Source organism: Nocardia sp. NPDC004604 (genome assembly GCF_040609795.1).
GTDB lineage: Bacteria > Actinomycetota > Actinomycetes > Mycobacteriales > Mycobacteriaceae > Nocardia.
Genome location: NZ_JBEXLC010000018.1, coordinates 1 through 24,158, shown reverse-complemented (window position 1 = coordinate 24,158; position 24,158 = coordinate 1). Strand labels below are relative to the sequence as shown.

Here is a 24,158-nt window from a genome sequence, read left to right as displayed (position 1 = left end):
GTCTACCGCTGCATGCTGAAAAGCTACGTTTCAATGCCCAGTTCGGCGCCACCCGGGCATGGCAGGCGTTCCACGCTCATAACCGCCGCCGCAGGCTGGACGCGAGGTTAGTTGTCCGCCAACGAGTTCGATATGTGTTCTAGATTATATGGTCGTCGTATTTTATCGGGTAAGGTCGATGACATGAGTGCAGATAGCTACCGCCGTACGACCAACACCTTCAACAAGATCATCGTCGGGCTACAGCGGGCAGGTGTCGCTTTCGGGCCTATGCAGCTGCTCACCGTCAAGGGCAGACGGAGCGGGCAGCTGCGCACCTTTCCGATCGCCGTGAACAAACTGGACGGCGGCCAGTACATATTCCAGGCGTTTCCCAAGGCCGCATGGGTGGCCAACGCGCGGGCCGCAGACACTGTCACGCTGAGACGAGGACGAAAGTCCTCGACGGCTCGCCTTGTCGAGATTCCAGTTGCACAACGCCAACCCCTGCTGCGTGAACTGGTTGCGACGAGCCCGAAGAGCGTCGGCAAGCGCTTCGTAACCACCGGGTTGGCCAATACATCCACTCCGGACGGAGTGGCCGCCGCGGCAGATCGGATCGCAGTGTTCCGAGTCGAGTATGCCTGATCGAACACTAGCGAACACCTCTACCACTTGCCGGAGTGCCATAGACCCGGCCGCCGTGTGCCGCACGCCCTGGGTGCGGTGGTAGGTCGCCCGCAGCCGGGGCGGCCGCCGCTTCGGGAACCAGCCGCGGCCCGGGCGGGGCTGCAGATGCAGCGGACCGAACTCGTCGACACAGACCACCCGGCCGACGGCGGACGGGTGGTCGTCGAGGTCGAGCACCTGGCCTGGAACGAGGCACTAGGGCGCCGCGCCGGTCCACGCCACCACCCCCTGGACTGCACACGTTGACACAAGAACGGAGTCCTGGACTGCACGCCGAGTCGACGTTAACGCGCCGCGGCCGGCCCCGCCATGTAGTGGCCTATCCACCGCGATACTGAGACTTCAACCGGCGGCGTTTCAGCTACCGACTCGAGGCAAGCGCATCTCCGCTGTTCGCGGCTGACCAGAGGTACGACCGAACGGCCGGGAAGGGGCACCAGCCGAAACAATCCGCCACAACACGCCCTTCAGCGCGTCGCAGCGGCGTCCGCAGTGCTATTACCCTCTGCGCTCAGCCTTCAGCCAACTCCTCCGCTGCCTCGTGCCCCGCTGCGCCGGTCCGCTGCAGGAAGTCTGCGATCACTTCGAGTTCAGCCACCGAATAACGAGCACATAATTTATCCATGCGGTTGTTCATCCCGGAGAACAACTCGAACAATTCGGCATTCCGTTCACGCACAGCACGCAACGTGACCGCACGACGATCCGAGGACTCGGGATCACGCTCGCGCACGATCCACCCACCCTTCTGTAACCGATCCAAGATCCCCGTCATCGTCGCAGGATGCAACCCGGCACGACGTGCCAGCGCCGTCGGCGACAGCGGGCCATATCGGTTGATCAGATCCAGGCACGTCCAATCGACATCCTTGACCTCAACCCGGCCACCGAACCTCCGATTGAGCAGCGACAACTGAATATTCAAGTCACGCAACGCTTCCCGCACGTCGGCCGTCAGCCTCCGCTTACTCCGCGTCGGAGCACGACCTGCTACTGAACTCATCTTGCGCCACCTCGCCCACGTTTATACGGCTTACATATCATACGCAGACCTGGCGCAAACATAGAAACGGCGCGCAGACCCGACCGAACGGCGATCGAATTCGCATCATCAGACCGGCTGACGTTCAAGACCGCAATTCGATGTGCCCGCGCCGCCTGTCACCACCCAACGACTCGTTCGGCGGGCGGTTTCCGCCACGGCCGCGACGGCACATCCGCGACCAGTTCAGCGCATCGATCGAATGAATTCGTCGACGATGACGGCTAGAGCCGCCCCCTGATCTTCCTGCACAAAGTGACCGGCGTTGGCGATTGTCACGTGCGGTTGCCCGGCCGCGCCCGGAACGTGCTCACGAAACACCCGGGCACCACCGCCGACCCCGTAATCCTTGTCGCTGAACGCGCACAAGAACGGGATCTGCAGTGTCCCGAGCATGTCCCACGCCTGGCGGTTCGCCGCTGCCGCGTCATCGAACGGCGCGATGGGCACCAGTAGGGGAAATTGGCGAGCACCCGCCAGATACGACTCATCGGGAAACGGTGCGTTGTACGCCGCCAGCACCGCAGGATCGAGATCGGTCACGGTGCCCCGGTCGACGACCTGGCCGATGTCGAAGGGATTCGCACGCTGACTGAGCTGCAGCCACAGAGCAAAGGAGCCTCCGAGATCCTCGTCGCCGGTAGGGAACGACGTGTTCGTCGCAATCACGCGACGAAACCGGTCTCGATGCTCCGCCAACAAGCGCAGCCCCAGCAGACCACCCCAGTCCTGACACACCATCGTGATGTTATGAAGGTCGAGGCGATCGAATACCGTTTGCGACAGCCAGTCGACGTGACTCTGATACGTGTACACGAAACGGTCGGTAGGCTTGTCCGACTTGCCGAACCCGACGAGATCAGGCGCTACGCAGCGATGCCCGGCGCTGACCAACGGCGGTATCACGTGCCGGTACAGGAAGCTCCACGACGGCTCTCCGTGTAGCAGCAGGATGGTCTCCCCAGACTCTTGCGCCGGGTCGACAGGGCGTTCATCGAGATAGTGCACCCGCAGCCGCGTGCCGACGCCATCACCAGCGTCGATGTCGGTGTAGTGCGGCGCAAACGGATACGCGGGCAAGCATTCGAACCGCTCTTCCGGCGTGCGCAACACCGACATCGTCTGTGCAGCACCCACGCGAACTATTGCCTTGGCCATCGTCAGGCTCCTCACTCTCGCACGGCTAAGACCCCATGATCTATAATATTTCTATCATATTATATGTATTTCATATAGTGCGAATGAGGCTTGCGGTCGTCAAGTGTTGGCCCGTGGCCGGTTGGACGGCAAGCGGGACCGGCAGGGTCCATGTTCGAGAACGGACCTGGTCCAGTTGCAGGTTGGCATGAGCAAGGATGCGGGACGGGTGAAAGTGCGGTTCGCCAGCGGCGGTGCCGAATGTGTGGCTTGGCATTACCTGGGCACGAATGGCGGCTGCGTGATCATGGCGGCGGGCGCAGGGGTAACCAAGGAGCCCGGTACCGATCGGTTCGACACCGGTTTCACGACTCCGTGTCATCGGCGCCATCGCCAAGCGATGCTCCAACGCGATCTTGCCGAGCTCGATCGGTTGCCACAATAGTTCGTTCGACACGAAAACAATCACCACCTGGATATTCACTTGGACAAATCAAGTAGCCACGCCGCGAGCAGAGCCAGACGTGGAAAGCTTCACTATTCAGCCAGCTCTTCAGCCGATTCGAACCCCGCAGTGCCGGTCCTACGCAAGAAATCGGCGATCACTTCGAGTTCGGCCTCGGAGTACCGATCGCATAGCTCGTCCATGCGCTTGCCCATGCCCGCGAACGCCTCGAACAGCATCGAATTACGCTCATGCACCGCATGCACGGTCACCGCACGCTTGTCGGACGATTCGGGATCACGCTCACGCACGATCCACCCGCCCTTCTGTAATCGGCCCAAGACTCCGGTCAACGTCGCAGGATGTACCCCGACCCACCGAGCCAGTTCCGACGGACTCAGCGGACCGTGTCGATTGATCAAGTCCAGACACGTCCAATCGATCTCCCTCAGCTCGACCTGACCACCGAAACGCCGGTTCAACAGCGACAGCTGGATATTCAGATCACGCAATTCATCCTTGACTACAACGGCCAACCGTCGGCGGCGGCGCTCACCTGCCCGATCCCATACCGAACTCATTCGGGGTACTCGGATGACAGAGGGGTCCGCGAGCCGCGGTGGCCCCGCCCGGCGCGACCGAGGGAACCGGTCGCCCCATGTCCGATCGGTACTCATACACCCGACTATATCTCAAGAAATACCTATCTCATATTATTCACATCTCATATAGAATGGAAGGTGGCGCCTTTCGCCAGGGCTCGCCGGAGCGGGTTGCGAGGCCAGTAAGAATGGCGCGCCGACCGTTACGCCGCCGCGGCCGGAAATGATCGCTGACCGTCGCGCCGCCAAGGTCACCCCCCTCGGCCGGCCCGCGATTTCCACCACTTCCGACGGCCCGAACTGTTCCGCCGCCGCCTTGCATCCGAGCTCGAGATCCGACTCGGCCGACCGCTTCAGCGACCTCGACGATGAGCGCACCTATCAGCCATGCGTGCACAACCTCCACGATTATCCGAGATCCGTAGCATACGAACATCATATGATACCATCATGTCATTTTCCCCTCTGGAGTGCACGCATCTCATAAAATGTCTAACTCGTATTGCATTGATACTGTTGGGTGCGAGGGGACGCTCGAGAGCGGCTCCCGAGAATGCCCCGTGCCTTCGACCGAAAGGATTCGAATCAGATGACCGACAGCAACGCAGCAGCATCGCGGATCGCCCCGGCCGACGTCGACTATGACCAGTTATATCGTGGCGAAGAGGTGTTCCCGGGTGTCGTCGTCAAGCGGCCGCCGTGGGATATCGGCAGGCCGCAGACGCTGGTGGTTGAGTTCGAGCGGGCCGGGCGCATCACCGGCGAGGTGCTCGACATCGGCTGCGGTCCAGGTGACACAGCCGTGTATCTCGCGGGCCTCGGCTACCAGGTGACCGGACTCGACGTGGCGCCCACCGCGATCGAGCAAGCTCGGGCCCGCGCGGCCGAGCAAGGCGTATCTGCGAGATTCGAGGTCGCCGATGCCGCTTCCTTGGATCGCTACGAAGGGCGATTCGACACGGTAGTGAGTAGCGCGCTGCTGCACTGCCTCGATCCGGAGCAGCGGCGGGCGCACGTTGACGCACTGGCCCGAGCGATCACACCAGGCGGTCGGCTGATCCAGTTCTGTTTTATCGAAACCGACCACGCCCAGTCGTACGCCCCCTTCCCCATCTCCGAAACGGAGCTGCGGGCCACGTTCGTCCCGCCGATTTGGTCTATCACCGAACTGCGGGTCGATCGGCTGGAGGTAGCGAAGCCCAATGATCACATATTCAGGCTGTTCGCTCGGGCGAAGTTCGATCCGGACTTCAACGACAAAGGCGAAATGCTGCTGCCCGTATTGGTACTCGAAGCGCAGCGAATCTAAGGATCCAGCCTTCGAAGCCGGAACAGACCTACGCCCCACCTGATTCGCCCCGACGGGCGGCGACCATCACCAATCCGACAACTGCGCCGGTCAGCATCGATACATCCGACCTGCGTCTCATCTCAGGAATCATCCAACGCTCACAGGAGGAGTACGGTTGGCCGACAAAGCGAGTGAGCTGACCGCCGCAGAGCCCCTTGCTCGGGCTCTAGCAGCACATGCGCCGGCCGGCTGGCAGCGGGTGGACGCAGTGTTCGCGCTCACCGTGATGCACGAACTCGCCCTCGCTGTGTATTCCGATGGCGCGCGAGCGGTATCGGCGGCTCCGCCGGACATGACGTTAGAGCTTGCCCGGGATCTACGTGCGCAAGCGGCCGCTTCTAGTGCGGGACCGTGGTGGCGGATGCTGGTGACATTGACCAGTTCCGGCCAGATGGACGTCAGCTATGACTACGGCGAGCAGCCGTTTCCGAAGGACCAGACCTTCGCGCCAGAGGTTTATCGCGCCGATCTCGAGACATACCCGCGAGACAACGTCCCGGTGTGGCTCGCCGCATATATCGGTCACGGCGACAGGCAGCGGCGCAGTCCACAGCAGGCCGCGGTGCAGACCCGCGCCGATCGGGACGGGCGGATATGGGCGGTGCTCGCGGAGAGTGAGTTTCCGCCGTTATCGGTGATGTGGGCACGGTGGGCGACGATCGCCGCGGCATTCGTTGCCGCCCAGTCGGATCGAGGCCCGCGGATGCTGGTAGGCACCGCAGTTTTCGAAGGAGCCGCAGGCGGCGGCGCCACACTACGCCTGCTACCGGGCGAGCGGGCCGTGTTGTCGGGAGGCGTGTGGAATGCCCCCGCGCTCGATGCGGTCTACAACGGAGGCGCGCCGATGCCGAACCTCTACGCAGGGGCACCGGAGTGGGTGGCAGACCCAGTATTGAACCCCCGGGCAGGTTCGGGATTGTTGTCGTTCTGCTACTGGTGGGTGGCGGGACGTTGGTACCGCGGGCAATCGCCGTCGGCAGCGGAATGCGCGGCGGCCGTGCCCGGCGTGTGGACCGCAGGCACGGTCATCGAAATCGTTACCGGTCTCGTCGCCAACCGAGCGGACAATCCACGGGATGCGGTCGCTGCGCTGGTTACCAGCGCAGAGGCAGGCGCTGTGGCTCGTGAAGTACTGATCGACGTCTTCGGTGATGACGGACGCTTCGATATCGATGGCGCACGGTACCAATACTTCTTGGCTGGGCTGCTCTCTACGGAGCCGAGACCGATGCCTGAACGCGAAGCGATTTCCCGAGTGCGGGACCATATTTCGCGACCGAACACGGCCACCACGGCCCATCCGCCACCGGAACTGGTCGCTCACCGCCTCGACGTCGGATGGATGGTGTACGTGCCAGCGCCTCCGGGCGAAAACGCGATCGAGCAGCCGACCTACTATGTCGCCGATGACGGGGTGCTGGAGCTTTCGTCGTCGGTCGCCCCAGCAGACTACATCGCAGAATTCGAACAACGATTTCTCGACCGTCAGGGTTCAACTACATAGAGCTGTACCAAGAGTTCTCGGCGCGAGTGATTCGAGGATTGCCACCGTATGGGCGGGCACGCATGCCCCGGTGGCGCCACCGTCGCCGGAGTTCGCGTGGACCGTAAATCCCGGTGGTCTGCCGTGACCGCAACGCTCGCTGGCACCTATGGAACGTGCGCCGTGAGGCCGCCGTCCGCCTGCCCCGGCGGGTGCCGATCGGATTCCACGGCAACTGGATCACCGAGGAGTAGTTGGCAGGCGGTACCGGCTCGCTCAACTCGGCATGAGCGAGCGTTTCCCCGACTGCCCGTAGTTGTCGGGTCTTGAAGGCCCTGGATTGTCACGCACGATTTCCCATGGGATAGCCAAAGACGAGCGGGGACCACAAGATGCGCATGCAGTACCCTCCCGTTGTTGGGTATACGTCGATCCCGAACGTGGACCAGAATCTGACAGCATCCGCTCATGACACATCCTCGCGTAGCAGCATTGACCCAGATTCTCTCGCCGCCACCCATCGACGTCGAAGGTAAATATCAGGTCCAATTTCCGCCACCGCTGAGCGACTCCGGAGGCGACCGCTTCGACTGGGACGACCTCGCGGCACGAACAGGCTGGCGCTACCCCTCCGACTACCGGTCCTTTGTCGAAACCTTCGGCGCCGGCGGCGAGATCTCCGAAACCATAGGAATCGAGTCGCCTCCACCTGCGGGCGTCGAGTACCGCGTCGACCGCCAAGCTGTGTATCCCCCGGCCGACGGACTCCACAGGTGGGGCAGCGACGACGCGGCAGACGACTTCTACTGGCGCTGCACCGACCCGGACCCCGACCGCTGGACAGTTGCGGTCCGCACACGCGACAGTCACGACGGAAAACAGTGGTTCGACTATCCGATGGGCATGGTCGACTTCCTGATCGGCCTGCTCGACGGAACTCTCGACGTCCCGCTCGGTGTCGACCTCCATTACAAGGGTCCCGACACCCCACAGTCCTACCAGAGTTGGCGCATGCTCGATCTCGAAGTTCGCGCCGAATACCCCGACTTCAAGGGCAGCTGGGCCCTGTCCGAGCTCCCCGACCGCTGGTACGAAGCCTGACCAGGCCGGGCGCCGATTCTTACCACCCAATCTAGTTGGGCTGTCAACACTTAACCAGTGTCTGCCGATGCCGCGATCTTCGTTCTGAAGTGGTTACAGGACGACATATAGTCCGAATTATCGGCTCCGGTTGAATACTGACCCCAGCCAGACCTCATCGAACTCAGACTCGGTCACGAAAGTGGAGCAACCCGCGCGTGTCCTCAATGCTTCAGAATCCGAACACTTCGTCCGCTGCGAGACCCCGAACACCTCCGCCGCCTCCTCCGGTGCGAGGTTCCGTTGCCTGAAGGTCGCTGGGGTGGTTTGGAGTTGGTGTCGCGCATGGCGATCGCGGCGGACAGCGCACCGCGCCGCCGTAGCGCGTTCGACAGCCGGGCCGGTCGCGGTCGCCGCCCATTGCAGTGTGGTCGACCACGCGGTCGTCCCGGTGGGCGAGAGCCGATGGCTGGTCAGCGCGATGGTCGCCTTCGAGCTGAGATTGGCACAACCGTGACCGCGCCGTCTCTGGAGCGCATCTGGAGCGCGTTCGAGGGTTCGCGGCAGCCTTTCTCAGTGCTCCGTACGGTGCCGCAAGGTGGCGCGGGTGCGTGGAACATGTACCGGTGGGCGGAGTTCGGCACTTTCCCCACGAGTTCCATTGTGCCTCATTAGCATTGCAGATTAGGGTGTTATGTAAGGGTGAGGTCCGGTGTCGGCCTTTGAGGGGTGGATTCGTGTCGGAACTGGAGAAGGCTGCCGCCGAGCATGCGCGGGTACAGCGGGAGATCGCCCAGCGCGAGGCTCGACAGCAGGCCGAGAAGCGAGCGGCCGCGGCACGGGAGATGGGCATGTTCACGCGCCACGCCGCGGAGTTTTTCGCGTTCGCCCGCAAGCACGGCGCTCCGCTGTTCCAGCGATGTATAGAACTCGACTACATCGACCACTCGACATTCGAGCAGACTCCCGACCAATGTGTAGTGGCGGGCGGCTGGTATCCCTTCGGTGGCTTCAAGGAACCCCGATGGGCGGTGACCTCCGACGGTGCCCTCTACCTGGATTGGTATGTCCGCGGCAAGAGGAACATCGTCGCGAGTCGCAAAGGGCCCTACCATTATCCGGTCGAGACACTCGAGGCCCACTTCGTCGCAGCGGCCTCGGCATTGACCACGCCGGTGCGCCTTCCCAACGGCCAACAGACCGGCATCCAACCCGACGGGACTATCGGCTACCGGCCCTGAGGAAGCACTGGTCCTGTTCGGGCAGCTGAACACAGTGCCGACCGGCCTGTTGTGGCCCGGAACGGGGGTTGAGGAACAATCGGGACGACAGTCACACTAAGCAGACAGGGTGAATCCTGTTGTTGTGCTGATGATTTCAGGTCGGCGTGACTGATGAGGGCGTGCCCGGCTAGGGGCGTTGCGGTGGGTTGCCCCGGGTGAAGCTGGAACGGCTCTGCTATCTGGATGATGAGAATCGGCGGTTGATCGGGGCGCGGCGCCGGGACTACAACTGGCTCGGGTTCGCGGTGCAGGTGTGTTTCAAGTGCCTGCGGCCTATCCGAACACGCCGGGCATCGAAGTCTCGACATTCTCGACCTGGTGGGCGACCTCAAGAGTGGCGTAGATCTGTGCCTGAGCCCTGGCCGCCACGGCCGCACCGCGTGTTGTGCGGCCGTGCTACGACATCCGCGCCGGCTCAGCAGGAAATGCAGAGCACCAACCAGCGTGCGGTGAATCCGAGGTCGGGTACCGACCGCTGCCGAACGGTGGCATGGCGACCGCCGCCGCCCGGGTTTTCGTAGAGGTCCAGGACGTAGCTGGTGTTGTTCACCACTGACCGGGTCGGGTTGATCGCTACCTGGCCGGCTCCTCTCCCACCAGGCGGCACCGCCGTCTGGGCTATCGTGCCGGTGTAGCCGGCCCCGGACCACAAACAGAATGCACCGCCAGGGCAGCGCCCCGAATCCGCATCCGCCGACGCCGGGACAGCGCTGACCCCGATCCCGCAGGCCAGACCCGTAATCGCCGCGAGTGCCAACAGTCGTGCACGCATGGAATTCCCCTCCCATAGAGCGGCAGAGCCCGGGACACTCCCCATGTCCTCGCATCAACTGGCCGCCGTCTCAGGCTACCGCATACGGCCCTGGGCGACTGAGCGAATTGTTCTGCGGAGTCACCATCGGCCGGGGCTGCTGCGGGGCTTCGTTTGTTCCCACACGCTGATCGCCGGCCGCGACCACGTCCAGTACGACACCTCGAGGTAGTCGCCGGTTTCCGGGTCGAGCGCCCAGACCCGGGAGACATCGCGGTGTACCTGAGGACTGTGCCGCCTGCACCCGGGGGTCGAGGAGTAAATGCGCCCCGACCCCTCAACCAGAGTGTTCAGGAAACTGGGCACCTCAGCGGCGATCCTTTACCGGCACCGCAAGTACCGGCACAGGCACCGCCGTGACCAATTCGTGACCTATTCGAGACATTGGGGTGGGCGGCTTGGTCGTAGCCGGGTAGCGTCCGGACGTGCGACAGCCTCGGCGGCATAGGCGCCGCCGGGGCTGTTGTCCAGCTACCCCGGATGCACGCGGCTCGCGGTGTAATCGATCGCTGTCGGTTCGAGGTCCGCCTGAACCGGCCCGGTCCCTGTCGTTGCTACGCCGCCCACCTATCCGGTCCGCTTCAACTGCCCGTCAAGGGGTCCGACTCCGTACTCCTACGCGACGATAAGCAGGGGGTGTTCCAGCAGGTCCTTCAGCTGCGCCAGGAACTGGGCGGCGACGGCCCCGTCGATGGCGCGGTGATCGGCGGACATGGTGACGCGCAGGATCTTTCGGCTCACCACTTGCATGTCCTCCAGCCGCAGCTCGTCGGTGGCCGCGCCGATGGCGAGGATGGCGGACTCGGGCGGGTTGATCACGGCAGTGAAGTGCTCGATGCCGAACATGCCCAGGTTGGAGATGGTGAAGGTGGCACCGCTCATCTCATCGGCCTTCAGTTTGCGGTCACGGGCGCGTTCAGCCTTGTTGCGGGTCTCTGCGGCGATGGCGGAGACGGTCTTGCGATCGGCGTCGCGGATGACCGGAACCAGCAGGCCCGCTGGGGTCGCGACCGCAACGCCGATGTGCACGCCGTGGTGTTGGTAGAGCTTGTCCCCGGCGAAGGAGACATTGACCGTCGGGTTCGCTCGCAGTGCGACGGCGACGGCCTTGACCAGCAGATCGTTCACGCTGACCTTGGCCGACCCGGTCTTGGCCAAGGTCGAGTTGATCTCGGCGCGGAAGGCGAACAGATCGGTCACGTCGATGGCGCTGGTCAGGTAGATGTGCGGCGCCTGCTGTTTGCTCTCGGTGAGCCGGGTGGCGGACACCCGCTGGATGCTGGTCAGCGGGATCTCGTCGTAGTCGCCCGAAGCCGGTGCGGCATACGAGACTTGGGCCGCCGGGGCGGCTGCGGGGGCGGCGGTTTCGCCCGCGGTATGGGCGGATTCGACATCGTGGCGGGTCACGCGGCCGCCGGGGCCGGTGCCGGTCACGGTGGCGATGTCGACGCCGAGCTCGCGGGCGATCTTGCGGGCCAGCGGCGAGGACTTCTTGCGCTCGTCGGAACCCGCCGCCGTCGGGCCAACGGTGGGTGCGGAAGTCGATGGCGCACTGCGGTTCCCAGCTGCCGCGGCACCGTTCGCCGCGGCGGGCTGGGCCGCAGGAGCGGGGGTGGCAGGCTGGGCGGCCGGCGTCGCGGCGCCGCTTCCGTCGCCGACGATGGCGATCGGCTCGCCGATCGGGACGCGAGTGCCTTCGGCGGCGATGATCTGCTCGAGCACGCCATCGTCGTAGGCCTCGAGCTCCATGAGGGCTTTGTCGGTCTCGATCTCGGCGAGCACTTCGCCGCGGGTGACCTTGTCGCCGACCTGTTTGAGCCAGCTCGAGACGACGCCGTCCTCCATGGTGTCGGACAGGCGTGGCATGGTGATTTCGGGCATAGTTCTGTCCTCTGGTTTCCGGTGTCAGCGCCGCTTGCCCACGGCCGCAAGCGTTTCCACGGCGGCGGTGTACAGCGAATCGGCGGACGGCAGGGCCAGCCGTTCCAGCGGCTTGGCGTAGGGCAGCGGCACCTCGGCCATGGCCACGCGGCGCACCGGCGCGTCGAGGTAGTCGAAGGCACCGTCGGAGATGGAGGCCGCCACCTCCGCGCCGATGCCGTAGGTGAGCCAGTCGTCCTCACCGATGACCGCGCAGCCGGTCTTCTTGACCGAGGCCACGACGGTGTCGCGGTCCAGGGGTCGCAGGCTGCGCAGGTCCACGACCTCGGCGGAAATACCCTCGGCGGCCAGCTTTTCGGCAACCTGGGTGCAGACGGTCGCCATGCGGGAGTAGCCGATCAGGGTGATGTCGCTACCTTCGCGGGTAACCGCGGCCTTGCCGATCTCGACGGCCGGAAGATCCTGCGGCACTTCGCCCTTGGTGTTGTAGAGCGACAGGTTCTCCAGGAACAGCACCGGATCGTCGTCGTCGATGGCGGCCTTGAGCAGCGCCCGCGCATCGGCCGGGGTGCTCGGGGCGACCACCTTTAATCCGGGCACGAACGCGTAGTACAGCTCGATGTTCTGCGAATGCGTCGCGCCCAGCTGCTGGCCGCCGCCGCCCGGTGTGCGGATAACCATGGGCACGCTGGTCTGCCCGCCGAACATACCGTAGATCTTGGCGGCGTGATTGACGATCTGGTCCAGCGCCAGCAGCGAGAAGTTGATCGTCATGATCTCCACGACCGGACGCAGGCCCAGCATGGCCGCGCCGATAGCCGCGCCGACAAAACCCTCTTCGGCGATCGGGGTGTCGCGCACCCGCTTCTCGCCGAATTCGGCGAGCAGGCCGGCGGTGATCTTGTAGGAGCCTTCGAAGACGCCGATCTCTTCCCCGATGAGGAAGACGTCGTCGTCGCGCCGCATCTCCTCGCGGAGGGTTTCGCGCAGCGCTTCGCGATAGGTCATGACAGCCACGGTGATGTCCTTAGTGGGTGAACAGCGGATCGGCGGGCAGGCGGCGGGAGTCGGCGGCCACCGGGGTTGCGTAGTTGTAGTCGAACAGGCTCGACGGCTCGGGATGCGGGCTGGCGTCGGCGAATTCGACGGCGGCAACTACCCCGGCGGTGACCTCTTGCTCGATGTCGGCGGCCGAATCCTCGGTCAGCACACCGGCTTTCAGTAGGGCAGCCTGCCACAGCACGATCGGGTCGTTCGCGCGGGCGACCGAAACCGCCTCGCTGGCACGGTATTTCGCCGGGTCCACCACGGAGTGGCCCTTGAGGCGGTAGCTCACCGCCTCCAGCAGTGCGGGCTTGCCTTCGCGGCGCGCGGTCTCGATGAGCTCGCTCGCGACATCGCGCACGGCCAGCACATCGGTGCCGTCCACGCGCTCACCACGCATGCGATACGAGGACGCGCGCTTCCACAGATCCGGTTCGGCGGAAGACTTCTCGACGGTGGTGCCCATTCCGGTCTGGTTGTTGATCACCAAGAACAAGATCGGCAGGTTCCACAGCGCCGCGATATTGAGCGACTCGTGGAACGCACCGATATTCGTGGTGCCCTCCCCCATCTGGCACACCACCACGTCGTCACCACCGCGGTAGTCGATGGCCAGCGCCGCACCGACCGCCAACGGAACCTGGCCACCCACAATGGCGTAACCACCCAGCAGGCGAGTCGCGGTGTCGTACATGTGCATGGAACCGCCCCAGCCTTTGGAGGTGCCGGTGGAGCGGCCGTACAGCTCGGCCATGACACTTCCGGGCTCGATGCCCTTGGCGAGTGCGTAGCCGTGCTCTCGGTAGTTGGTGAACAGGTAGTCGGTGGGGCGCATGGCCGCGCCCATGCCGACCACCGTGGCCTCCTCACCCAGGTTGAGGTGGCAGTAGCCACCGATCTTGGCCTGCTGGTAGGCCTGCGCGGTGCGCTCCTCGAAGCGGCGCACGAACAGCATGTCGCGGTACAAGCCACGCAGGGTACCGGGATCCTCTGCGGCGATACGGGATTGGACCGGGCCGGCCACGGCGGCGGCGATCGAGTCGGCCACGCCCGAGTCGATCGCGGCGGCCTCGGGCGGAGCGGTTTCCGCGGTGGCCGGGTGGCCGTCGGCGGGTCGGCTCGCCTTGCGGGACGGCTTGCGGGGTGCGGTGCTGGTGGTCATGAGGGGTCTCCTCAACGCTTCCTGGGTGGCGCGATGTGTACCGGCAGGCCGAGCCCGGTCAGGGCCGCCTCCATGCCGATCTCACCGAGGGTGGGGTGGGCGTGGATGGTGTCGGCGAGTTCCTCGAGGGTGGCCTCGAGCGAAATCGCCAGGGCGCCTTCGGCGATCAGGTCGCTGGCCGACGGGCCGATGATGTGCACGCCGAGCACTTCCTGATGCCGCGCACCGGCGACGATCTTCACGAAGCCCTCGATCTCGCCGAAGGTCTTGGCGCGGCCGAGCGCTGCGAACGGGAACTTGGCACTGATCACCTCGTGGCCGGCAGCGTGGGCCGCGTCCTCGGTGAGGCCGACGCTGGCGATCTCCGGATGGGTGAAGGTCGCGGCCGGGATCACGGCGTAGTCGATGTGGGCGTCGTAGCCGGCGATAGCGTCGGCCGCGGTCAGGCCCTGGTGCGAGGCGACGTGCGCGAGCAGCGCCTTGCCGGTGACATCGCCAATGGCATAGACATGCTCGACACCGGTGCGCAGCTGCTCGTCGACCGGGATGAAACCCCGTGCGTCCGTGGCGATTCCAGCTAGATCCAGGCCGAGCTCGGCGGTATTGGGGCGGCGTCCCACACCGACCAGCACCACATCGGCATCGATCTCCCGAGCCTTCGGTCCGCCCACGCCGACGCGCAGCGCGCCCTCCGCCTGCACAATTCCGGTGACGGTCGAGCCGGTCAGCACGCTGATGCCGCGCTTGCCGAAAGAGCGACCCAGCGCGACACCGATCTCCTTGTCCTCCAACGGAACCAGGCGATCCTGCAGCTCCACCACAGTGACCTCGCTGCCGAAAGTGGCGAACAGGCTCGCCCACTCCGCGCCCACCGCGCTGCCGCCGATGACGACCAGCCGCTCGGGCACCTCGGTCAGCCCGAACGCGCCGTCGGAGGTGATAACACCGGGCAGGTCCGCGCCCGGCACAGGCAGCAGCGCCGGCACCGAACCGGTCGCAATGATCACGTCGGTGGCGCTGACGTTGCGCACGGCGGTGGCCGTCGGCGCGGCAGCATAACGGGGGCCACCGGGGAAGACCGGCGACTGGCCCGCCTCGAACACCTCCACGGTGCTGGGGCCGGTGAACCGGGCATGGCCCTCGATGAGGGTCACGCCATTGGCCTTCAGCAGGCCGCCGACGCCGTCGGTGAGTTCCTTGACGATGCCATCCTTGCGCTGGCGCACAGCGGCGAAGTCGAAGCGGACATTATCGGCGTGGATACCGAAATCCGCGGCGTCCTTGATGGTCTGAAAGATCTCGGCCGACCGCAGCATCGCCTTGGTGGGAATGCAGCCCCAGTTCAGGCAGACGCCGCCCGGGCGCTCCTTCTCCACCAATCCGACGCGCAGGCCGCGCTGGGCCGCACGGATGGCCGCGACGTACCCGCCGGGACCGCCGCCGACCACCAGAAGATCGAAATCCGGCACTCGTGGTGCTCCTCATCCTCGAATGAAGCCGACCCACCTTGGGTTACGTCGTGGGTCGTTCATCCGAGTGTTCTGGTAATGAGAAGCCCAAACAATGACCTCGAAGTCCATTAATCCAGCATCCGAATTGGGCGCTGCGCCCAATTCGGTTGTTGGGACGAGTGGTTTCGCTCGGGTTAGTCGCGGGCCTGTTCGCCGAGGTTGAGAGCCGCCAGCGCAAGGGAAAGCTCCAGGTAGGGACGCTGTCCCTCCAGCGAGCGGCCGAGCAGTGTGGTGATGCGCTCCAGCCGGTTGATCACCGTGTTCCGATGGCAGTGCAGTCGCGGTGCAGCATTGGCCGCCGAGCGGTTCTCGGCCAGCCAAACCGCCAGAGTGCGCAGCAGAACATCCCGCTCTTTGACCGGCAGGTCGAGCACCGGCCCGAGGGTGGACCTCACCAACAGTTCGGCCAGGTCGGGCGACCGCAGCAGAAGCACCTCGGGATAGCGCTCCTCGAGCGAAACCAATACTCCCACAGCATCATCCGGCACAGTATCGAGCGCGAGAAGCGCTAACGTGTGCGCGGTAACGATCTCAGCCAACCCAGCGACCGCAGCAGAGACCGCCGCCCGCCCACGCACCTGCGATCGCAGCAGCTGCAGGACAGATTCGACCGATCGATGCTCCAGCGCGAGCAATCCCACTGTCGAATCCGTCCGATCGTGCCACACCGAACGAATTCCCACGGAAGCCAACGCCGTTTCCGATCCAATGCGCAGCGGGTGCGACCCACCACGCGCCACCACCACGACATAGTCCCCGTGCACCGGCAGGTTCAACTCCCGCGCCGCCCGAGCCGCGAACAAGGCATCGCGCGCCCGCCCCGCGAGCAAATCCTCGATCAACCCGTGCCGCCGCCGCTCATCCCGCCGCACCCGATCCAGCTCAGTATTGCGATACGAAGTGACCAGAGCCGACGACATCCCGTCGATCACCGCCCAGATAGCAGTCCCCATCTCCCGGAACTGCGCGGGCGCCACATCCCCAGCCTCGTCCAGCAGCGCCTCCCACACAATGCGCCCACCAAGCCGGAACGTGCGCTGCATAGCCTCCAACGGCACCCCCTGCTCCGCACGCAACTCACCGATCGACGCCGCCACATCATCGCGTTCAGGCCCAGCAGCCTGCCCACCGAGCAAGTCCAGAATCCGGGTAAGGAACCGCTGGCATCCATCCCGCAGATCCACGCGTGTCACCGCCGAGTAATCGGTCCACTCCGGATTGTCGGTGAAGATAGCCGCCATCAGCCGCCGGGTCAGTTCAGGAATCTCGCCCCGCAGTGCCGTAGCAAGTTCCGGTGATCCCAACGCGGACCCGGCCTTCTTGGGTGCCGCCATATCAGCACACGTTACGCCGAGCACCCGGCGGAACCGCAGACTCCAGGACAGATGATCGCCGCCCTTACCCATCCCGATACGGCGGCAGCCCATCGGACATCCTTCGACAGCATCCGAGATCACCGCCGGCGATGCCCCACTCGAGCCAGCGCCTCACACCTCGGCGTATCGGATCGGAAACACGCTGACAGCCTTCGCAAATGGCAAACTTGCAGCTACCATGCGCGCGGCGCGATCGGGCCCGCTGCCGTAGAGCGGGCGCTGAGTACTTGCCGGCGGCCGCTAGGACAGAAATCCTCCGTGCTGGGAGCCAGAAAGTCGCACAGATCCGCTGTCAGTCGGTATCCCCCACGCCACCCGACCGGTTAAGTAGATGACCGGTCGCCTTCACCGGCCGATACACAAAGGAGATGAGCATGCAACCGCAAAAAGTGGCTGTGATCACCGGCGCCTCACAGGGCATCGGTGCTGGACTAGTCGAGGGATACCGCAAGGCAGGCTTCGGTGTCGTCGCCACCTCCCGCACCATCACCGCATCCGACGACCCCGAGGTGGTGACCGTGCAGGGCGACATCGCCGATCCCGGCACCGCAGAGCAGGTCGTTGCGGCCGCGCTGGATCGATTCGGCCGCATCGACACCCTGGTCAACAACGCGGGCGTCTTCATCGCCAAGCCGTTCACCGAATACACCCAGGCCGACTACGACCTGGTCGTGGGCGTGAACGTCACCGGGTTCTTCCACATCACCCGCCGCGTGGTTGCGGCGATGCTCGCTCGAGGCTCCGGTCACCTCGTGCAGATCACCACCAGCCTCGTCGAGCATGCCAGCTCGGATGTGAACTCGGTGCTCGCGTCACTGACCAAGGGTGGACTGCAATCGGCGACCAAGGCACTCGCCATCGAGTACGCCGGGCGCGGTCTGCGCGCCAACGCGGTCGCGCTGGGTGTCGTCAGGACGCCGATGCACGCCCCGGAGTATCACGAAGCGCTGGCCGCGATGCATCCCATCGGCCGCATGGGCGAGGTCTCCGATGTCGTGGACGCAGTCCTCTACCTCGAGAACGCACCGTATGTGACCGGCGCGGTTCTCAACGTCGACGGCGGTCAGGGCGCGGGCCGCTGAACCGCCACCCCCGACCGGTGCGCTTCCCGCCCGAACGCACACGACACCGACACTGACCCGAGACGGGCGGTGCTGCACGTCGCTGCGCGTCCGGTTCCCTGGACCCGTCACCGGATCACGCTTCGCACAGAACTTTTGAGAGGAAAAGTCATGATCGATACCGAACGCACGGTCGCAACCGTGCTCGACGGTTGGAAGGCCGCGATCGACAACCACGAACCGGAGAAGGTCGCCTCCTTCTTCACCCACGACGCCCTGTTCCAAGGCTTCCGCCCCACCTACTCCATCGGCCGCCAAGGCGTGGCCGACTACTATGCCTCGCAGCCGCTCGGCCTCTCCGCCGACTACCGCATTCTCGAAACCAGGCAGCTCTCCGACGACGTGATCGTCGGATACCAGACCGTGGACTTCGGCTTCACCGATCGCCCCACGCTTCCGGTTCATCTCACCGTCATTCTCCGAAATATCGCGGGTACCTGGCTGATCAGCCACTACCACGTCTCCAAAATCGACTAGACGAGAACAAGGCGAACAACGACAGAGAGGACCAACGATGGGCTCACCACTCACCGGACTCGGAGTAATGAACCCCGTGCTCGCCGCGCCGATGGCCGGCGGGCCGTCGACACCCGAGTTCGTCATCGAAGCGGGCCGAGCAGGGAGCCTCGGATTCGTCGCCGCCGGGTACAAGGACATCGACGCGCTGTCGGAGCATGTCGGAGCGGTCCGGGCATCCGGCGTCGCCTTCGGCGTGAACCTCTTCGCACCGAACCCGGTTCCGATCGCTGAGGATGCCTACCGCACCTACTCGCGCCTGCTCCAGCCCGAGGCAGATGTCGACGGAATCGACCTCAGCGAGATCGGACTGCGCGAGGACGACGATCACTGGGACGAGAAGATCGCGCTCCTCCTCGCCGACCCGGTCCCGGTGGTCAGCTTCACCTTCGGCATCCCCGCTGCCGCCGTCATCGCCGCATTCAAGAAAACAGGCACGGTCACCGTCCAGACCGTGACCTCTTCCACCGAGGCGCACCAGGCGGCGGACGCCGGGGTCGACATGCTCGCCGTGCAGGCCTCCGCGGCCGGTGGGCACTCCGGCACGCTGACGCCGGGGACGATTCCACCGGTGATTCCCCTCGACGATCTCATCCGTCAGATCACCACCGTGTCGATCCCCGTCATCGGCGCAGGCGGCATCGGGACAGCGGATGGCGTCGCAGCGGCCATCCGCGCCGGAGCGGCAGCCGTCTCGGTTGGCACCGTTCTGCTCCGCGCCGACGAGAGCGGCGCCTCCACTGCCCACAAGACCGCCATCGCCGACCCGGCCTTCGACACAACCATCGTGACGCGTGCGTTCACCGGTCGCCCGGCACGCGCACTCCGCAATGCCTTCACCGACAGGTATACCGAGATCGCACCCACCGGCTATCCGGCAGTGCACTATCTCACCAGCCCGATCCGCAAAGCCGCCACCTCGGCGGGCGACGCCCAGCGAATCCATCTCTGGGCGGGCACCGGATACCGAGAGGCGACCCCGGAACCCGTCGCCCGCATCCTCACCCGCCTCGCCTCGAGATTGTGACGGCGGCGAACCAGGCCCCCGCAGCGCCGAAGGCGGATTCGACCTCACCCCGCATACCGCCCTGGCGACACGAATGGGGTCGACACGAATGGGGTTCGACGAACTCATACGGGTGGTCGAGCGCTGTGCCGACGTCACGGCCGATGCGGATCGGCCGCCACATTGACCAGACAGCCCGGTTCGGTCTGGCACGAAAACTGATGCGGGGCAACTCGCCTCAGCACTGAGATCGGGGAGAACGCAAGCGAATGGATGCGGAAGTGCCGCGGCGATCGAGGTTATTCGTCCGCTCGCCGAACCATTTCGACTCGAGCCAGTCGACGAGCTGCGCACGACCGCGACGGGCGATGCTTCCGAAAGCCCCGCGATTGGCGACAAGGCATGCGCCACTGCAGGGTTGGTGCCGATCCGAGCCGCCCGACAGACCGGTGATGACGAACCCCCGGGCTCGAGAGTCAAGGCCGCGGCATGTCGGCCGCGGGCGTGTGGCGCTGATCGTCAGCGATCACACCAGCGTCGGCGTACTCGTCGCCGTGGGGTCGGCGCCCAACAGTGCCAGGCAGTTGGCCCACAAGGGAGTCAGATGGCTCGTGTTGTTGTAGAGCTTCGCGAACATCACCTGGCCTTCTAGTTGCGCCACGACCGATCGCGCAGCACTGTGGGTGTCGGAGACGGTGACCTGTCCGAGCGCGAGAGCTTCGGCGACAACTGCTTCCACCATCTCGACTTCGGCATCGAAGATCTGCTGCAGGCGCTCGCGCAGCGCCTCGGTGTGGTTGCTCATCTCGAGGGTGAGGTTGCCGAACAAACAGCCCGAAACGGTTCCACAGCTGTTCTGCCCCGACCGTTGGGTAGCCTCGGTCTCCTCGAACAGCTGCCGCAACCGCAACAGCGGCGGCGCGTCGCTTTCGAGTATGCGGATCCAGTCACTGCGCTGCGCAGCCCAGTGCTCGTCGATCACGACCAGCGCCAGCGCTTCCTTGGACTCGAAGAAATAGTAGAAGCTGCCTTTGGGCACTCCGGCGGTCTTGCAGATCTCCGCCACACCCAGAGCCGAATAGCCGCGTTGTTCCAGCAACGAGGCCGCGGCCTCGAGAATCTTCTCCCGGGCGTCACTGGTTCTTCCCATCCTGCCATTGTAGACCGGTCATCTACTGAATGGTTGCGCGAATTGCGTGGGTCGGGCCTTGGGGGCGACTCCATTATGTGGGGCTGTGCAATCCCCTACTGGTGGAACGGATCCGCGGCCGGCAACCACGTATCGGCCGCATGGATCGCCGCGGGCCGGTCGCCGGTCAGCAGATCGACCACGGCGAGAACACTGGGGCGGGACTCGCTGAGCCGCCACACCAGCGACCAGGTCCAGCACGGCTCGGGCGCGATTACCGGCCGGCGAATCAGGTCCTGCGGCATCGGCGCGGTTTGCCCCTTGGGCGAGTTGATGACTGGGCGGCGACTGCGGCGCACATGCTCGAAGAACGCCGGCCCGGTGATCCCGCTGTCGGAAATCGACACGATGCGAGCCCCACTTGCCCGCGCGAACTCCTCGGCGAACGTGTTCCACGACGACCACATCGCCGCGTCGTCATCGACCAGGATATCGGTGTCACAAGCTTGGATCGCGCCCGTCGTCCGCCCGGCCGACACCGCATGGAGCCGGTCCGCGCCGATAAGGGCGGCATTCAGTTCCAGGCGCTCCAAATCGTGGGTCTGCAGCCAGCACACCGCCAGATCCAAGCCGCCTTCGGCCACACGCTGAGCCTGGGTGTGCGATGGGGCGACCCACGTATCGAGCAAAACCTGGGCCACCGTTGACGTACGCCCCAGCAGATCCGGCGGCAACCAGTTGACGTAGCCCAGCCGCACCGGCTCGAGCGCCACCACTCCGGCCGCGCGGCGGCGCAGGTTCTCGGCTCGCTCCACCAGGTCGCGGACGTAGGGAAGCAGCGACGCGCCCGCAGTGGTCAACGCGACCGACCGGCGGTCTCGGTCGAACAACCGCACACCGAGATCGCGCTCGAGGCTCTTGATCTGCTGAGACAGCGAAGGACCCGCAATCAGCAGCTTCTTGGCTGCCCGGCCGTAGTTCAGCTCTTCGGCGACCGCGAGGAAATAACGCAACTGACGCAGCTCCACAAAACCCAATTGTACAGCGGTAAGAGCTTTTGCCTCTCAGGCGCTAGGCAATAAGCCCCTGCGGAGCCGGCCAGAACTTGGTTTTTTGTCGACCGGTCGTCTACTGTCATACACGACTGGTCATCTACGACGAGTCAGAGGCACTCAGCTACCACTCAACGAAACGGAGACGCCGCTGTGGCTACCCCAGTGAAAGTTGCGATCGTGTACTACTCGTCTACGGGCACCGTGGCCGAAATCGCCAAGGAACTCCATGACGCGGCGATCAAGACAGGGGCCGAGGTCCGGCTGCTCAAGGCAGCCGAGTTAGCTCCGCGCGAAGCAATCGAGTCGAACCCGAACTGGGCGGCTAATCACGCCGCCACCGCGACGATTCCGCACGCCACCCCCGCCGACATCGAATGGGCCGATGTCGTCCTGTTCGGCACCGCGACGCGCTTCGGCAATGTCTCGGCCCAGCTCAAGCAGTTCATGGACTCCCTCGGCGGACTGTGGTCCCAGGGCAAACTGGCCAACAAGGTCTACAGCGGCTTCACCTCCTCCGCCACCGACCACGGCGGTCAGGAGTCCACGCTGCTGGCCCTTTACAACAGCATCTACCACTTCGGTGGCATCCTTGTCGCTCCCGGCTTCACCGATCCGCTGAAGTTCACCGATGGCAACCCGTACGGCACCTCGCATGTGGACAGTCAAGGCAGCAATCCGGTCAACGAGGCCACTCGTGCTGCCGCGCGGTACCAGGCCCAGCGCGCCGTCCAGATCGCGACCCAGCTCAAAGCGGCCTGATCGCAGGCCCGATTCCGGGGAGTCGGCGGGCATCGGTGCACACGTGCAGACCTGCTCACGCCTGCACACCATCGTGGGGTGATGCCCGCCCGGCGATCCACACAGACAGCAACCGGCCCGCGCAAAGACGGAGGTTCACCGCATGACCACCACACCACTGCCAGCCCCGAAGCTTCGTCTGGTCCTCCACATCGACGTCGCTCTCGGGACGCCCGTCGATCTGGGACAGGACGCCGACGGCCGACGGCACCGGATCGTGCCACATGTCGGTGGTACCTTCACCGGCCCGGAACCAATGACCGGGATCGTCCTGCCAGGCGTCAGCGGCGACTGGCAGACCATCAATCCGGACGGTTCGAGCATCGGCGACATCCGCATGGGCCTGCACTCCGCCTCGGGTGCCAACCTCTACCTGCAGATGCGCGCGGTGCGACATGGCCCACCGGAAGTACTCGCCCGGCTGGCGGCCGGGGCGGACGTCGACCCCTCCGAGTACGTCTTCCGCGCTAACGCACAGATCGAAGCCACCGATCCGGATCTGAGTTGGCTCAACCTCGGTGTATTCACCGTTGTCGCCGGCCGCCAACCCGATGGAGTGTCCTTCGACGTGTACATCGTCGAGTAGCCGCGGCCCGAGCACCCCGACCCGGCGCCCGAATCGCCAGTGGGACAGGCGGGGCGATGCGGGTGCTGCCGGGGAAAGTCCGCGGGGCCACGGATCGCCCGCAAGCGACCAGGCCGGTGTCCGCCGTGGTCACCGAACTCAACCCCGTGCTGAAGGGTTGGGGCCATACTTCCGCAACGGCAACTCGGGGCGGAAATTCACACGGTCGACGGCTATGTCCACGAGCGGTCGGCGATTCTGGCCAGCCGCAAATATGGTCTCGCGGGCCGGAATTGGGCCGCCTGGTTCTGCTACGGGTGGGCTACTCGACTCGAGATCTTCGGCGTGACCGAGACCGTGCGCTGGGCGACAGCGGGCCGCAACGCCACCACGCCCAGTCCCCTACGCTACTCAGGCGAGGACAACATGGAGAAAGAGCACGACCAACGTCGCGATCGAGAACACGAGGAAGACCACGGCTCCCAGCATGTTCCGGTCGCCGCTGCGGATGTGGGCGGCGATCGCGCCGGCGAAGTAGAGCACCAGCCCGATCGCGGCGGCGATCGCGAAGGGCGGGAACCAGATACCCCCGATGAGACCGACCGTCGCGGCGATCTGCAGGCTCCCGAGCACGGTGAGCTGGGAAGTGGTGAGGTGGACCGCTTCGGCGAACTGGCGTATCCACGTAGGGCGGACGAACTTCATCACTCCGGACTGGAGCATCGCCAGAGCGAGCAGGACCGACAGGATCAGGGCTGTGATGTGCATGGCGGCAACGCTAGGGATCCGATAGGTACCCCTTGGTAACCTTCGGATCGTGAGCCCTCCCGCCGGAATCATGTTCATGTCCGACTGTCCTGCGCGCACAGCAATCGAGGTCATCGCGAACAAGTGGTCCGTAGTCACCCTGTACGCGCTCAAAGACGGCCCCAAGCGGCACAGTGAACTTGTCGCTCTCTCCGGCGGGATCTCCAGGAAGGTACTAGCCCAGACCCTGCGCCGCCTGCAGAGCAACGGCCTCATCGATCGACAGCGGTACGCCGAAGCGCCCCCGCGGGTGGAATACAGCCTGACCCCGCTCGGCCGGACGC

At 65.0% G+C, this 24,158-nt stretch carries 25 protein-coding genes; 12 read left to right on the top strand and 13 right to left on the bottom strand.

The window, feature by feature from the left end:
* The first annotated feature begins 183 nt into the window (after window positions 1–183).
* Together ABZW16_RS09410 and ABZW16_RS09405 are read left to right on the top strand one after the other, a co-directional pair.
* Window positions 184–627 carry a nitroreductase/quinone reductase family protein gene (locus ABZW16_RS09410; RefSeq protein WP_354953965.1) on the top strand — a complete coding sequence of 148 codons (444 nt, stop codon included), beginning with the start codon at window positions 184–186 and terminating at the stop codon, window positions 625–627.
* Between the two features lie 147 nt (window positions 628–774).
* Window positions 775–915 (top strand): hypothetical protein, encoded by a 141-nt coding sequence (locus ABZW16_RS09405; protein ID WP_354953963.1) that lies wholly within the window; start codon window positions 775–777, stop codon window positions 913–915.
* A 265-nt stretch (window positions 916–1,180) separates the two neighbouring features.
* On the opposite strand, the gene ABZW16_RS09400 is transcribed toward ABZW16_RS09405, so the two are convergent.
* The 4 genes from ABZW16_RS09400 to ABZW16_RS09385 all read right to left on the bottom strand — a co-directional run bounded on the left by ABZW16_RS09400 (window position 1,181) and on the right by ABZW16_RS09385 (window position 3,874).
* Window positions 1,181–1,615 carry a MarR family transcriptional regulator gene (locus ABZW16_RS09400; RefSeq protein WP_354953962.1) on the bottom strand — a complete coding sequence of 145 codons (435 nt, stop codon included), beginning with the start codon at window positions 1,613–1,615 and terminating at the stop codon, window positions 1,181–1,183.
* A gap of 282 nt (window positions 1,616–1,897) precedes the next feature.
* Entirely contained in the window at window positions 1,898–2,830 is a 933-nt protein-coding gene (locus tag ABZW16_RS09395; protein ID WP_354954068.1) for a haloalkane dehalogenase, read from the bottom strand.
* Between the two features lie 109 nt (window positions 2,831–2,939).
* The gene (locus ABZW16_RS09390) at window positions 2,940–3,332 is read right to left on the bottom strand and encodes a hypothetical protein (RefSeq protein ID WP_354953960.1); all 393 of its coding nucleotides are present in this window, start codon (window positions 3,330–3,332) and stop codon (window positions 2,940–2,942) included.
* A 53-nt stretch (window positions 3,333–3,385) separates the two neighbouring features.
* A complete protein-coding gene (locus ABZW16_RS09385) occupies window positions 3,386–3,874 on the bottom strand; it encodes a MarR family transcriptional regulator (protein ID WP_354953958.1) in 489 nt (162 codons plus the stop codon).
* Window positions 3,875–4,484: 610 nt separating this feature from the next.
* On the opposite strand from ABZW16_RS09385, the gene ABZW16_RS09380 reads away from it, so the two are divergent.
* The 4 genes from ABZW16_RS09380 to ABZW16_RS09365 all read left to right on the top strand — a co-directional run bounded on the left by ABZW16_RS09380 (window position 4,485) and on the right by ABZW16_RS09365 (window position 9,050).
* Window positions 4,485–5,204 carry a class I SAM-dependent methyltransferase gene (locus ABZW16_RS09380; protein WP_354953956.1) on the top strand — a complete coding sequence of 240 codons (720 nt, stop codon included), beginning with the start codon at window positions 4,485–4,487 and terminating at the stop codon, window positions 5,202–5,204.
* A 157-nt stretch (window positions 5,205–5,361) separates the two neighbouring features.
* Window positions 5,362–6,750 (top strand): hypothetical protein, encoded by a 1,389-nt coding sequence (locus ABZW16_RS09375; protein ID WP_354953954.1) that lies wholly within the window; start codon window positions 5,362–5,364, stop codon window positions 6,748–6,750.
* A gap of 447 nt (window positions 6,751–7,197) precedes the next feature.
* Window positions 7,198–7,830, top strand: a complete 633-nt coding sequence (locus tag ABZW16_RS09370) for a hypothetical protein (RefSeq protein ID WP_354953952.1) — start codon at window positions 7,198–7,200, stop codon at window positions 7,828–7,830.
* Window positions 7,831–8,546: 716 nt separating this feature from the next.
* Window positions 8,547–9,050, top strand: a complete 504-nt coding sequence (locus tag ABZW16_RS09365) for a hypothetical protein (RefSeq protein WP_354953950.1) — start codon at window positions 8,547–8,549, stop codon at window positions 9,048–9,050.
* Window positions 9,051–9,507: 457 nt separating this feature from the next.
* Here ABZW16_RS09365 and ABZW16_RS09360 read toward each other — a convergent pair whose 3' ends face one another.
* The 6 genes from ABZW16_RS09360 to ABZW16_RS09335 form a co-directional block, all read right to left on the bottom strand.
* A complete protein-coding gene (locus ABZW16_RS09360; RefSeq protein WP_354953948.1) occupies window positions 9,508–9,864 on the bottom strand; it encodes a peptidase inhibitor family I36 protein in 357 nt (118 codons plus the stop codon).
* Window positions 9,865–10,518: 654 nt separating this feature from the next.
* The gene (locus ABZW16_RS09355) at window positions 10,519–11,784 is read right to left on the bottom strand and encodes a dihydrolipoamide acetyltransferase family protein (protein ID WP_354953946.1); all 1,266 of its coding nucleotides are present in this window, start codon (window positions 11,782–11,784) and stop codon (window positions 10,519–10,521) included.
* 24 nt (window positions 11,785–11,808) lie between these two features.
* Window positions 11,809–12,792, bottom strand: a complete 984-nt coding sequence (locus ABZW16_RS09350) for an alpha-ketoacid dehydrogenase subunit beta (protein ID WP_354953944.1) — start codon at window positions 12,790–12,792, stop codon at window positions 11,809–11,811.
* 19 nt (window positions 12,793–12,811) lie between these two features.
* Entirely contained in the window at window positions 12,812–13,990 is a 1,179-nt protein-coding gene (gene pdhA, locus ABZW16_RS09345) for a pyruvate dehydrogenase (acetyl-transferring) E1 component subunit alpha (protein WP_354953942.1), read from the bottom strand.
* Window positions 13,991–14,001: 11 nt separating this feature from the next.
* Entirely contained in the window at window positions 14,002–15,459 is a 1,458-nt protein-coding gene (gene lpdA / locus ABZW16_RS09340) for a dihydrolipoyl dehydrogenase (RefSeq protein ID WP_354953940.1), read from the bottom strand.
* A gap of 176 nt (window positions 15,460–15,635) precedes the next feature.
* Window positions 15,636–16,928, bottom strand: a complete 1,293-nt coding sequence (locus tag ABZW16_RS09335; protein WP_354953938.1) for a helix-turn-helix domain-containing protein — start codon at window positions 16,926–16,928, stop codon at window positions 15,636–15,638.
* Between the two features lie 317 nt (window positions 16,929–17,245).
* Here ABZW16_RS09335 and ABZW16_RS09330 point away from each other — a divergent pair, with 317 nt between their 5' ends.
* The 3 genes from ABZW16_RS09330 to ABZW16_RS09320 all read left to right on the top strand — a co-directional run bounded on the left by ABZW16_RS09330 (window position 17,246) and on the right by ABZW16_RS09320 (window position 19,541).
* Complete coding sequence (locus ABZW16_RS09330) at window positions 17,246–17,959, top strand: SDR family oxidoreductase (RefSeq protein ID WP_354953936.1); 714 nt, start codon at window positions 17,246–17,248, stop codon at window positions 17,957–17,959.
* Window positions 17,960–18,109: 150 nt separating this feature from the next.
* Entirely contained in the window at window positions 18,110–18,475 is a 366-nt protein-coding gene (locus ABZW16_RS09325) for an SgcJ/EcaC family oxidoreductase (protein WP_354953934.1), read from the top strand.
* Between the two features lie 37 nt (window positions 18,476–18,512).
* A complete protein-coding gene (locus tag ABZW16_RS09320) occupies window positions 18,513–19,541 on the top strand; it encodes a nitronate monooxygenase (protein ID WP_354953932.1) in 1,029 nt (342 codons plus the stop codon).
* Window positions 19,542–20,046: 505 nt separating this feature from the next.
* Here the strand turns inward: ABZW16_RS09320 and ABZW16_RS09315 are convergent.
* Together ABZW16_RS09315 and ABZW16_RS09310 are read right to left on the bottom strand one after the other, a co-directional pair.
* Window positions 20,047–20,670 (bottom strand): TetR/AcrR family transcriptional regulator, encoded by a 624-nt coding sequence (locus ABZW16_RS09315; RefSeq protein ID WP_354953930.1) that lies wholly within the window; start codon window positions 20,668–20,670, stop codon window positions 20,047–20,049.
* A gap of 95 nt (window positions 20,671–20,765) precedes the next feature.
* Window positions 20,766–21,677, bottom strand: coding sequence for a LysR family transcriptional regulator (locus ABZW16_RS09310; protein ID WP_354953928.1), 912 nt, complete (start codon window positions 21,675–21,677; stop codon window positions 20,766–20,768).
* 177 nt (window positions 21,678–21,854) lie between these two features.
* Here ABZW16_RS09310 and wrbA point away from each other — a divergent pair, with 177 nt between their 5' ends.
* Both wrbA and ABZW16_RS09300 read left to right on the top strand, forming a co-directional pair.
* On the top strand, window positions 21,855–22,463 hold the full coding sequence (gene wrbA, locus ABZW16_RS09305; protein WP_354953926.1) for an NAD(P)H:quinone oxidoreductase: 609 nt from the start codon (window positions 21,855–21,857) through the stop codon (window positions 22,461–22,463).
* 142 nt (window positions 22,464–22,605) lie between these two features.
* Window positions 22,606–23,088 carry a DUF3237 family protein gene (locus tag ABZW16_RS09300; RefSeq protein WP_354953924.1) on the top strand — a complete coding sequence of 161 codons (483 nt, stop codon included), beginning with the start codon at window positions 22,606–22,608 and terminating at the stop codon, window positions 23,086–23,088.
* 390 nt (window positions 23,089–23,478) lie between these two features.
* On the opposite strand, the gene ABZW16_RS09295 is transcribed toward ABZW16_RS09300, so the two are convergent.
* Entirely contained in the window at window positions 23,479–23,835 is a 357-nt protein-coding gene (locus ABZW16_RS09295) for a DoxX family protein (RefSeq protein ID WP_354953922.1), read from the bottom strand.
* A gap of 49 nt (window positions 23,836–23,884) precedes the next feature.
* Here ABZW16_RS09295 and ABZW16_RS09290 point away from each other — a divergent pair.
* Window positions 23,885–24,158, top strand: a 274-nt coding sequence (locus ABZW16_RS09290; protein ID WP_354953920.1) for a helix-turn-helix domain-containing protein, incomplete at its 3' end; no start/stop codon positions are given.